Below are 10,175 nucleotides of genomic sequence, written 5' to 3'. Positions count from 1 at the left end.
CGGTTACATTCCGAACCCGGAAGCTAAGCCTTACAGCGCCGATGGTACTGCAGGGGGGACCCTGTGGGAGAGTAGGACGCCGCCGAACAAATTTTGGAGAAAAGCCCGGACCGGGATACGGTCCGGGCTTTTCTGCGTTTGACCGCCTTTAAAGCCTGGCTCTTTCAGACCGAGGCGCCGGCCAGGCGTTCCGCGGCCTTCGTCGGATAGCCCACCGACGCGAGCACCGTGACCACCGCCGCGCGGCCCGCGTCCGCTGCCGGGAGAGCACCGTCGTTGACGGCCTCCATGAGACCGAACAGCACCTGTTCATGGACGTACGCCAGGGCCTCCGCCGAGAGCGGGGACGTGAAGTCGCCCTTGTCCAGGCCCTGTTGGATCAGCCGTACGCACTCGTGGCGCACCGGCGCGAGACGTGCCCTGATGCCCTCCATGGCGACGCTGCGCTGGGCCAGGTTCACCAGGAGCCGGTAGCGGTCCGCGATCGGCCAGATCGACAGGATCGAGCGGGCCATCGCCTCCGCCGGGTCGTCGATGCCCTCGCGGCCGGCGCGGTGGGCCTCGGCGACCGCCTGGGCCGCGTCGTCGACGAGCGCGCCGACCAGGGCGTCCCGGCTCGGGAAATGGCCGTAGACCGTGCGGCGCACGACCCCTGCGGCGCGGGCGATCTGGTCCATCGACGCCTCGGGATCGCGCAGCAGCTCGGCGAGAGCGACGTCGAGGATGCGGCGGCGGTTGGCGTCGGCCCGTACGGAAGTCACGCCGCTCATTGTCACACCCCGCGGGCTCGCAGCCCCTCCCGCGTGCGTATTTGCACAGTGCTGTGCAGGGACGTACATTGCACAGCAGTGTGTAATTGCTCAAGCCTGTGCAAGTCCGGGCTTGGGTCTGTCCTGCTTTCTGGAGGGTCTCAGCGCCATGCGCCTCGTCATGAACGAGCCGGTCGACACGATGGACCGGCCGTATGCCCGCCGCTGGTGGGCGCTGCTCGTGCTCTGTCTGAGCCTTTTGATCATCGTGATGGCCAACACGGCGCTCACGGTCGCGGCGCCCGACATGACTCAGGATCTGGGGCTCTCCAGCGCCGATCTGCAATGGGTCATCGACGGCTACACGGTTCCGTACGCGGCGCTGATGCTGCTGCTTGGCGCCATCGGTGACAAGTACAGCCGCCGCGGCGCCCTGATCCTCGGGCTGTTCGTCTTCGGGGGCGGTGCCGTCGCGGGGTCGCTCGTCGACAGCTCCGGTGGGGTCATCGCGGCGCGTGCCGTGATGGGCGTCGGGGCCGCCATGATCATGCCGGCGACGCTGTCGCTGCTCGCGGCCACGTTCCCGCGGGCCGAGCGCGCCAAGGCGATCGTGCTGTGGACCGCGACAGCCGGACTCGCCATCGCCGCAGGGCCGTTGGTGGCCGGGGCGCTGCTGCGAGGTCACGGGTGGGCGTCGACCTTCCTGATCAACGTACCCATCGCCGCCGTCGCGATCGTCGGCGCGCTCGTCCTCGTACCGCCGTCGAAGGCCGCGCGGCACGGACGGATCGACTACGTCGGCGGGCTGCTGTCCGTCGTGTGGGTCGGCGCGCTCGTCTACATGATCATCGAGGGGCCGCACTTCGGGTGGGGCGTGAAGGCGATCGGCGCCGCTGTCGTGTCCGGTGTGGCACTGGTGGGCTTCGTGGCGTGGGAGTTGCGGCATCCGCGGCCGGTGCTCGATGTGCGCCGGTTCGCGAACCGGGGGTTCGCCGGGTCGAACCTGGCCGTCGCGCTCTTCTTCCTCGCCGTCTTCGGGGCCTTCTACTACCTGACGCAGCACCTGCAGTTCGTGCTCGGCTACGACGCCTGGGAGACCGGCGTACGGATGCTGCCGCTGGCCGGTGCGGTCTTCGTCGGCTCGGCGCTCACCGGGTTCCTGACGCCGCGGATCGGCATGAAGATCACGGTCACGGCCGGCATGGTCGGCGGTACGGCGGCGCTCGCGCTGCTCACGCGGGTCGACGCCGGATCGTCGTACGGGGACTTCGTGCTGCCCCTGGTCATCCTGGGGCTCGCCATCGGGCTCGCGCTGTCGCCCTGCACGGACGCGATCATGGGCGCCTTCCCGGAGTCCGAGCTGGGTGTCGGCGGCGCGGTCAACGACACGTCCCTCGAGCTGGGCGGTTCGCTCGGCATCGCGATCCTCGGTTCGGTGCTCGCCGGTTCGTACTCGTCGCATCTGTCCGACGCCGCGTCCGGTACGAAGCTGCCGGGCGGCGCGCTGTCCACGGCGCAGGACTCGGTGGGCGCCGGGTACGCGGTCGCGCAGCGGATCGGGGAGCAGGCCCACAAGGTCGCCGAACAGGCGGCCGGTGCGAGCGATCCGCAGCAGGCGGCGCAGCTCAAGGCACAGGCCGGTCAACTCGCCGACGGGGCACGGCAGATGGCGGACGCGGTCGGGTCGTCGTTCTCGGACGCCGTCGCGCACACGAGTGCGGTCGGTGCGGTCATTCTCGGTGTCGGCACGGTGCTGGTGGGCGTGCTGCTGCCGGGGAAGGGGCGCGCGGCCGGATCCGGGGCGGGCGAGGAAGCCGTCGTGGAGGAGCGGGAGTCCGTGGACAGCGGGGTGTGAGGCTTCGCGGCGGGATTGTCAGTGGCGGCTTCTAGGGTGTGAGTCGTCGGTGGCCGGTGGGGGACCGACGGGATGTCCGATGCCGCATGCCTGCGTACGGGAGTTGCCATGACGACCTTGACCGAGCGACCCGACACCGCGCTCGTCGTGATCGATGTGCAGAACGGGGTGATGGAGGGCACGCACGACCGCGACGGTGTCGTCGGCCGGATTGTCTCCCTGGTGGAGCGGGCGAGAGCGGAGGGCGTGGCCGTGGTGTGGGTGCAGCACTCCGACGACGAGTTGAAGACCGGCAGCGAGGCGTGGGCGTACGTTCCGGAGCTGGGGGAGCCCCGGGACGGGGAGGCGCTGGTGCACAAGACGTACCGGGACTCCTTCGAGGCCACCGACCTGGAGGAGCGGCTCGCGGAGCGCGGAATAGGCCGCCTCGTGGTGGCCGGCGGCCACACCGACTTCTGTGTTCGCTCCACGCTGCACGGCGCCCTGACACGGGGCTACGACGTGACGCTCGTCGGCGACGCGCACACGACGGAGGACCTCACCGCGTACGGGGCGCCCGCTCCCGCCCAGGTCGTCGCGCACACGAATCTGTACTGGGCGGGGCAGCAGGCGCCGGGGCGGTCCGTCGCCGTGCTCGACGCGGACGAGGTGGTCCTTTCGGAGATCTAGGAGACAGGTCCTAACGGGGAGAGGGGTCGCGTTCCACCGGGAGCCACAGTTCCGCTTCGGCCTCGCGGCCGTCGGGGGACATGTGGGTGCGGAGGATCTCGGGGCCGGGGCGGGTGCGGTAGGGGTTGGAGGGGAACCACTCCGTGTACGTGTCGCGCCAGAGTTGTTGGATCGCTTCGGGGGCCGGGCCCGAGGTCGTGAAGACGGCCCAGGTGCCTGCGGGGACGGGGAGAACGTCGGTGCCCTCCGGGGCGGGCGCCGACGTGATCACGCCCTGGTAGTAGTCGAGTTCGGTGCCCTCGGCGCGGCTCGGGTCCAGGTCGTCGCAGACCGCGACGATGCCGTGGGGCTCGGCGTCGGAGAGTTGCTCCAGACGTCCCAGGAGTCCTCGGTCGATGCCCTGGACGAAGTCGATGATCGACTGGTTCGGGCCGAGGTGAACGAGGGGCACCCGTGCCTTGGGGCCGACGACGGTGAACGCGGGCCGGTCCACCACTCGGTATCGCATGCTGCTGCTCCCTTCTACGGTGAGGCGGAAGGAGAGCCGGGGCTGTGAGACCAGGGTTGCGCCGGTGCGCCGGGCCTCGCCGGGGCCGACGCCGTGCAGCGCGCGGAACGCGCGGGCGAAGGCCTCGCCCGAGCCGTATCCGTAGCGCAGCGCGACCGTCAGCAGGGGCTCGTCGCCGGCAAGGACCTCGGCGCCCGCGACCGTGAGCCGCCGGCGCCGGACGTACTCCGACAGCGGCATGCCCGCGAGCGCGGAGAACATCCGGCGCAGGTGGTACTCGGAGGTGGCCGCGATCCGGGCCAGTTCGGTCACGTCGAGTTCGGCGTCGAGCCGGTGCTCGATGTGGTCCATGGCCTCGTTGAGCCGGTCCAGCATCTCCGGTCTCCTTCCTTTGCTGTGCTCACCACGGTAGGGACGGGGCAGGGGCGCGGGCCCGACATCCTGTGCCCGATGAGGTCGGGTCAGGCGGTGGGGGGCGGGTTGTCGAGGGCGCGCAGTTCGTCGGGGGTGAGGCGCAGGGCGCCGGCGGCCACGTTCTCGTCGACGTGGGCGGGGTCGCCGGTGCCGGGGATGGCGAGGACGTTCGGGCCCTGGTGCAGGGTCCAGGCGAGGCGGAGCTGGGCGGGGGTGACGGCGTGGGCCGCGGCGATGTCCCGTACGGCGGGGGAGTCGGCGGAGGCGGTCGCGCCCGCGTGGCCGCCCTTGCCGGCGATGGCGAAGAAGGGGACGAAGGCGATGCCCTGGTCGGCGCAGGAACGCAGGAGTTCGGTGTCGCCGGGGCGGGCGGTGCCGAGGCCGAAGCGGTTCTGCACGCAGACGATCGGCGCGACCTCCTGGGCTGCCGCGAGGCGCTCCGCGTCGACGTCAGAGACGCCGATGTGGCGGATCAGGCCGGCGTCGCGCAGCTCGGCGAGCGCGCCCACGTACTCGGTGACGTCGGCCGAAGTCCGGTCGTTCATGCGGAAGTTGACGACGTCGAGGTGGTCGCGGCCGAGCTGGCGCAGGTTCTCCTCGACGTCGCCGCGCAGTTCGTCGGGGCGGGCCCAGGCGGTCCAGGCGCCCGCGCGGTCGCGGCGCGGGCCGACCTTGGTGGCGATGACCAGGTCGTCCGGGTAGGGGGCGAGCGCGGCGTTGATGAGTTCGTTCGCGGAGCGTAGGGCGGAGAAGTAGAAGGCGGCGGTGTCGATGTGGTTCACGCCCAGTTCGACGGCGCGGCGCAGGACACGGATCGACCGGGCGCGGTCGGCGACGGAGGTGTTGTCGAAGGCGATGCGGCCGGGCAGCCGCATCGCGCCGAAACCTATGCGGCGTACGGGGAGGTCGCCGAGGGTCCAGGTGCCGGAGGCTGCGGCGGTGACGGGCTCGTGGTGTGCGGGGGTCATCCGGGCATTGTGCCCCGGCGGCCGGCCGCGCCTTGTGAGCACGCCTTCTGAGTACGTCGTCTGAGTACCCGCGCTCAGGTGGGGGGCCTGCGGCCGGACTTGGATGGGGACATGACCTACGAACTCGCCGCCGAGCCCGTCATACGTACCCCCGCGCGCAGCCGTCAGTGGATCGCGCCGCTGGTGTCGACCCTGGTCACGCTGCCCGCGGCGTTCTTCGCGTATCTGTTCGCGGGGCTGTCGGGGATGGCGTGCGACTCGTGCACGGACGCCCAACTGGCCGCGTTCGACCCGAGTTTCGCGCGGGCGTTCACGGTCCTCGGGTGGGGGCTGTTCAGTTCCGTACTCGTGCTGCTCACCGCGTGGCTGCTGCCGTGGCAGGAGCGGTTCGCCGCGCGGCGGATCGGGTTCGCGCTGGCGGCGCCGTGTGCGGTGGTGCTCACGTACGTGGTGTTCCTGGTGATGGTCGACTGGCCGTGAGCCGCGCTCGTGCGGGGAATGCGGGGGCATGCCGCCGAGCGCGGCCCGCGGACCTGGTCAGGCGGTGAAGGTCTCGCCGGGCTTGAGGAGGTGGAGGCGCTCGCTCAGGCCGGCCTCGGCGAAGGCGGTCGTCAGGGTGGAGCCGTCCTGGCTGAAGTGGCCCCAGTGCTCGAAGTGGAGCGGGACGACGTGGCGGGCGCCGAGGATCTGTGCGGCCTCGGCGGCGCGGTCGCTGGTCAGGGTCAGCGGGACGCCGGGGACGAGGGGCGTGAGCGCGGCGCCCGCGAAGAGGACCGCGATGTCGACCGTCGGGAAGCGGTCGGCGATGTCCCGGACGCGGTCCAGGGAGGCGTTGTCCCCGGAGACGTAGACCGTGGGCAGGCCGGTGCCGGACAGGACGAAGCCGGTGACCTCCCCGACCACCGGCTCGCTGCCCTCGGGGCCGTGCAGCGCGGGCACGCCCGTGACGCGCAGGGTGCCGCCGTCGGGGCGCTCGATCTCCACGTGCTCCCAGTTGGGCAGGGCGGTCACCGCGTCGCCGATGCGCTCGTGCGCGGCGGTCGTGGACAGGACGAGCGGGACGTCGGCGAGGAAGGCGCGGCCGGAGGTGTCGAGGTTGTCCGGGTGGTGGTCGTGCGAGAGCAGGACGGCGTCGGCCGCGCCGATCGACTCGGGTGTCAGCGCGGGGCCCGCGAGCTTCACCAGTGTCCGGGTGCCGACCGTGTACTCGCCGGGGGCGTCGAACGTCGGGTCGGTGAGCAGGCGCAGCCCGCCGATCTCGATCACGGATGTGGGTCCGCCGACGTAGCGGACGGAGATGGTGGCGCTGCTGGTCGTCGTCGTCACTGGGTCCTCCCCCTGTTGTGACCGGCGCTCGTGCCGGTCACTCGGGATCAAGACCTCCAGGGCGCCCGGTATTCCCGCGGCGGCTGGCCTTGACGCCGGGGTCAACGTTTACGGTTTCAGGCATGCGCATCGGAGAGCTCGCGGACCGCGCCGGTACGACCACGCGGACGCTCAGGTACTACGAGTCGCGCGGGCTGCTGCCCGCGCGGCGCGGCGGCAACGGCTACCGGACGTACGACGAGGACGACCTGCGGGCGCTGCGGCAGATCCGCACGCTCCAGGACTTCGGGTTCGAGCTGGAGGAGACCCGGCCGTTCGTGGAGTGCCTGCGGGCCGGGCACCCGGAGGGGGACTCGTGCCCCGCCTCGCTCGCCGTGTACCGGAGCAAGCTCGCCGAACTCGACGCGCTGATCGGCGAGTTGAGCGCTGTGCGGGAGAAGGTCGGCGCGCAGTTGGTGCGCGCCGAACAGGCCATGAACGCGCTGGCGGTGGAGGAAGAATCCGCGCCGCGCTGCGAGCTAGGGGAGTGAGTGGGATGGCGTTTCGTGACGTGACCGACGCGGACTTCGAGGAGCAGGTCGTCAAGGCGGGGCGGCCGGTGCTCGTGGAGTTCACCGCGGAGTGGTGCGGGCCGTGCAAGCAGCTGGCGCCGGTGCTCAAGGCCGTCGCCGAGGAGGAGGAGGAGCGGCTCGACGTCGTGGCGATCGACGTCGACCACAACCCGGACACGGCCGTGAGGTACGGGGTGATGTCCATGCCGACGCTGATGGTCTTCAAGGACGGGGAGCCGGTGTGGTCCCGGGTGGGTGCCCGGCCCAAGCGCCGGCTGCTCGAGGAATTGGCCGAGGCGCTGTAGCGCACTTACCGGGAAGTCTTCCGGAACGGCTTTGTGGGAAAACCCTGCCCGGGGTATATTCGGTGTTTCTGTGTGCCCACAGAAAAGGCCCCTCGCAAGGGGCCAACTAAACACACCGTACCGGGCAGGGAGCAGTTTTGTCAAGCCGGGAATCCGCCGCATCGGAAACCGTATCCGCGAAAGAACTGCAAAAGGAACAGGAATTCATCGACCGGCTCTACGCGCGCGTCGATGAGCTGCGCGGCGAGGCCGCCGACTCCGTCCGGGACGCGATCACGCCGGTCGGCACCGGTCAGCAGGCCAGGCTGGAGCGGGATCTGCTGGTCGTGGAGCGGTCCGGACTGCTGGCCGCGCTGAACGCGGTCGACGGCTCGCTCTGCTTCGGCCGGATCGATCTCACCAACGACGTCACGCACCACATCGGACGTATCGGAATTCGCGCGGACGACTCCGCTCTCACGCCGATTCTGATCGACTGGCGTGCGCCCGTCGCGCGCCCCTTCTATCTCGCGACCGGGCATACGCCCATGGGTCTGCGGCGGCGCCGCCACCTCACCACCGAGGGGCGGACGGTCACCGAACTGCACGACGAGATTCTCGATCTCGGTGACGACGAGCGCACCGGCTTCGAGGACCCGGCCGGTGACGCCGTGCTGCTCGCCGCGCTGAACTCCGCGCGCACCGGCCGCATGGGCGACATCGTGCAGACCATCCAGGCCGAGCAGGACCGGATCATCCGCCACGACCACCGGGGTGTGCTGGTGGTCGAGGGCGGTCCGGGGACGGGGAAGACCGCGGTCGCCCTGCACCGTGCCGCGTTCCTCCTCTACGAGCACCGGGAACTGCTCGCCAAGCGGGCCGTGCTCATCGTCGGCCCCAACCCGGCGTTCCTCGCCTACATCTCCGAGGTGCTGCCCGCCCTCGGCGAGACCGGCGTGCTCCTGTCGACCGTCGGCGAGCTGTACCCGGGGATCCACGCCACCGCCGTGGACACGCCGCGCGCCGCCGCCGTGAAGGGCGCCGCCGCCATGGCCGACGCGCTGGCCGAGGCCGTCCGCGACCGGCAGCAGATGCCGGAGCCGGGCGCACCGCTGCTGATCCGGCACGACGACGGCGATCTGATCCTCGACTGGGAGATCGCCTACGAGGCACGGCAGGCCGCCCGGGACACGCTGCTTCCGCACAACCTCGCGCGCCCGCACTTCGCCTTCCGGATCATCGACGCGCTCACCGACCAGCTGGCCGAGCGGATCGGCGCCGACCCTTACGGCGGGCCGAACTTCCTCGGTCCCGACGACATCGCCCAGCTCGGCAAGGCCATCGCCGCGAGCCCCGAAGTGCACGCGGCGATCGGGGAGTTGTGGCCCCGGCTCACCCCGGAGGAGTTCGTCGCGGACTTCCTGGCCGAGCCCGTCCACGTGTCCGATGAAGAGGCCGCCGCCATCCGGCGCGAGGTCACCGGGCCCGCCGACTGGACCCCGGCCGACGTGCCGCTGCTCGACGAGGCCGCCGAGCTGCTCGGGTACGACGACTCCGCCGAGCGGGCCGCCGCCGAGGCCGCGCGGCAGGAGCGGATCGCCTACGCGCAGGGCGTGTTGGACCTGTCCAAGGGCTCGGAGACGTTCGAGTTCGAGGACGAGGACGAGTCCGAGGTGCTGGCCGCGCACGACATCGTCGACGCCGACCGGGTCGCCGACTGGTACGAGGAGGAGGACCACCGCAGCGCCGCCGAGCGGGCCGCCGCCGACCGGACCTGGGCGTTCGGGCACATCATCGTCGACGAGGCGCAGGAGCTGTCGCCGATGGCGTGGCGGCTGCTGATGCGGCGCTCGCCGACCCGGTCCATGACGCTGGTCGGCGACCCCGTGCAGACCAGCGAGGAGGCGGGCGTCGGCGCGTGGGCGGACATCCTCGCGCCGTACGTCGAGGACCGCTTCGAGCACACCCGGCTCGGCGTCAACTACCGCACGCCGACCGAGATCATGGAGCTCGCGGCGGCCGTCGTGCGCGCCGAGCACCCCGGCTTCGAGCCGCCGTCGTCGGTGCGCTCCACGGGTGTACGTCCCTGGGTGCGGGGCACCGACGACCTGCCGGCCGCCGTCGCCGGGGCGGTCGCCGAACTCACCCCGGACGAGGGCCGGTTGGCGGTGATCGCGCCGCGCGAGCTGCACGGGACCATCGCGGCGAAGGTGGACGGCGTGACGGCGGGCGACGCCCCCGACCTGACGCGCGCGGTCGTGCTGCTCGACCCGCGTCAGGCCAAGGGCCTGGAGTTCGACTCCGTCCTCGTGGTGGAGCCGGCCCGGTACGGGACCAGCGACCTGTACGTGGCGCTGACCCGGGCGACCCAGCGGCTCGGCATCCTGCACACGGGGGAGGTGCCTCAGGCGCTGGTCTCGGCCGCCTCACGCCGGTCGTAGCCAGACGGTCGCCAGCGGTGGCAGCGTCAGGCGGACGCTGGCCGGGCGGCCGTGGGCGCCCTCCGCGTCCGGCTTCACGGGGTCGGGGTTGGTGACGTCCCCGCCGCCGTAGCGGGCCTGGTCGGTGTTGAGGACCTCGTGCCAGGCCGGTACGTCGTCGGGGACGCCCAGGCGGTACTCGTGGCGGACGACCGGCGAGAAGTTGGAGACGGCGAGGAGCGGGGTGCCGTCGGCGGCGTGGCGCAGGAACGCGAAGACGTTGTCCTCCACCGCGTCGCCGACGATCCAGGAGAACCCGGCCGGGTCCGTGTCCCGCTCCCACAGGGCGGGGGTGTCGCGGTAGACGGTGTTCAGGTCGCGGGTGAGGTCGCGTACGCCCCGGTGGTCGGCTTCGGCGCCGTAGCCGGGGT

General features: G+C 71.6%; 11 protein-coding genes and 1 rRNA gene. 7 read left to right on the top strand and 5 right to left on the bottom strand.

Going from position 1 to position 10,175, the window contains the following annotated elements; genetic code table 11:
- Positions 1 to 88: ribosomal RNA gene (rrf, locus tag AB0L37_RS38165) — 5S ribosomal RNA — on the top strand; the annotation flags it as partial.
- Positions 89 to 164: 76 nt separating this feature from the next.
- Here rrf and AB0L37_RS38160 read toward each other — a convergent pair.
- Complete coding sequence (locus AB0L37_RS38160; RefSeq protein ID WP_365516712.1) at positions 165 to 770, bottom strand: TetR/AcrR family transcriptional regulator; 606 nt, start codon at positions 768 to 770, stop codon at positions 165 to 167.
- 148 nt (positions 771 to 918) lie between these two features.
- On the opposite strand from AB0L37_RS38160, the gene AB0L37_RS38155 reads away from it, so the two are divergent.
- Positions 919 to 2,604 carry an MFS transporter gene (locus tag AB0L37_RS38155; RefSeq protein WP_365516710.1) on the top strand — a complete coding sequence of 562 codons (1,686 nt, stop codon included), beginning with the start codon at positions 919 to 921 and terminating at the stop codon, positions 2,602 to 2,604.
- A 108-nt stretch (positions 2,605 to 2,712) separates the two neighbouring features.
- Complete coding sequence (locus tag AB0L37_RS38150; RefSeq protein WP_365516707.1) at positions 2,713 to 3,273, top strand: isochorismatase family protein; 561 nt, start codon at positions 2,713 to 2,715, stop codon at positions 3,271 to 3,273.
- A gap of 10 nt (positions 3,274 to 3,283) precedes the next feature.
- Here the strand turns inward: AB0L37_RS38150 and AB0L37_RS38145 are convergent, their stop codons facing one another.
- Both AB0L37_RS38145 and AB0L37_RS38140 read right to left on the bottom strand, forming a co-directional pair.
- A complete protein-coding gene (locus AB0L37_RS38145; RefSeq protein ID WP_365516704.1) occupies positions 3,284 to 4,156 on the bottom strand; it encodes an AraC family transcriptional regulator in 873 nt (290 codons plus the stop codon).
- An 86-nt stretch (positions 4,157 to 4,242) separates the two neighbouring features.
- Positions 4,243 to 5,163: an aldo/keto reductase gene (locus AB0L37_RS38140; protein ID WP_365516701.1), complete on the bottom strand. Its 921-nt coding sequence runs from the start codon at positions 5,161 to 5,163 to the stop codon at positions 4,243 to 4,245.
- Between the two features lie 111 nt (positions 5,164 to 5,274).
- Here AB0L37_RS38140 and AB0L37_RS38135 point away from each other — a divergent pair, with 111 nt between their 5' ends.
- The gene (locus AB0L37_RS38135; RefSeq protein ID WP_365516699.1) at positions 5,275 to 5,643 is read left to right on the top strand and encodes a hypothetical protein; all 369 of its coding nucleotides are present in this window, start codon (positions 5,275 to 5,277) and stop codon (positions 5,641 to 5,643) included.
- A 57-nt stretch (positions 5,644 to 5,700) separates the two neighbouring features.
- Here AB0L37_RS38135 and AB0L37_RS38130 read toward each other — a convergent pair whose 3' ends face one another.
- On the bottom strand, positions 5,701 to 6,489 hold the full coding sequence (locus tag AB0L37_RS38130; RefSeq protein ID WP_365516697.1) for an MBL fold metallo-hydrolase: 789 nt from the start codon (positions 6,487 to 6,489) through the stop codon (positions 5,701 to 5,703).
- A gap of 122 nt (positions 6,490 to 6,611) precedes the next feature.
- Between AB0L37_RS38130 and AB0L37_RS38125 the strand changes: the two genes are divergently transcribed.
- The 3 genes from AB0L37_RS38125 (at position 6,612) to AB0L37_RS38115 (ending at position 9,765) form a co-directional block, all read left to right on the top strand.
- Positions 6,612 to 7,019 carry a MerR family transcriptional regulator gene (locus AB0L37_RS38125; RefSeq protein ID WP_365516694.1) on the top strand — a complete coding sequence of 136 codons (408 nt, stop codon included), beginning with the start codon at positions 6,612 to 6,614 and terminating at the stop codon, positions 7,017 to 7,019.
- Positions 7,020 to 7,024: 5 nt separating this feature from the next.
- Complete coding sequence (trxA, locus tag AB0L37_RS38120) at positions 7,025 to 7,345, top strand: thioredoxin (RefSeq protein WP_365516691.1); 321 nt, start codon at positions 7,025 to 7,027, stop codon at positions 7,343 to 7,345.
- 185 nt (positions 7,346 to 7,530) lie between these two features.
- Positions 7,531 to 9,765 carry an AAA family ATPase gene (locus AB0L37_RS38115; protein ID WP_365516715.1) on the top strand — a complete coding sequence of 745 codons (2,235 nt, stop codon included), beginning with the start codon at positions 7,531 to 7,533 and terminating at the stop codon, positions 9,763 to 9,765.
- Here the strand turns inward: AB0L37_RS38115 and AB0L37_RS38110 are convergent.
- On the bottom strand, positions 9,751 to 10,175 hold a 425-nt coding region (locus AB0L37_RS38110), incomplete at its 5' end, for an alpha amylase C-terminal domain-containing protein (protein WP_365516689.1). The genes AB0L37_RS38115 and AB0L37_RS38110 overlap by 15 nt on opposite strands.

It is taken from the genome of Streptomyces sp. NPDC052225, assembly GCF_040679615.1.
Classification (GTDB): domain Bacteria; phylum Actinomycetota; class Actinomycetes; order Streptomycetales; family Streptomycetaceae; genus Streptomyces.
This window is presented reverse-complemented; position numbering and strand designations above follow the sequence as displayed.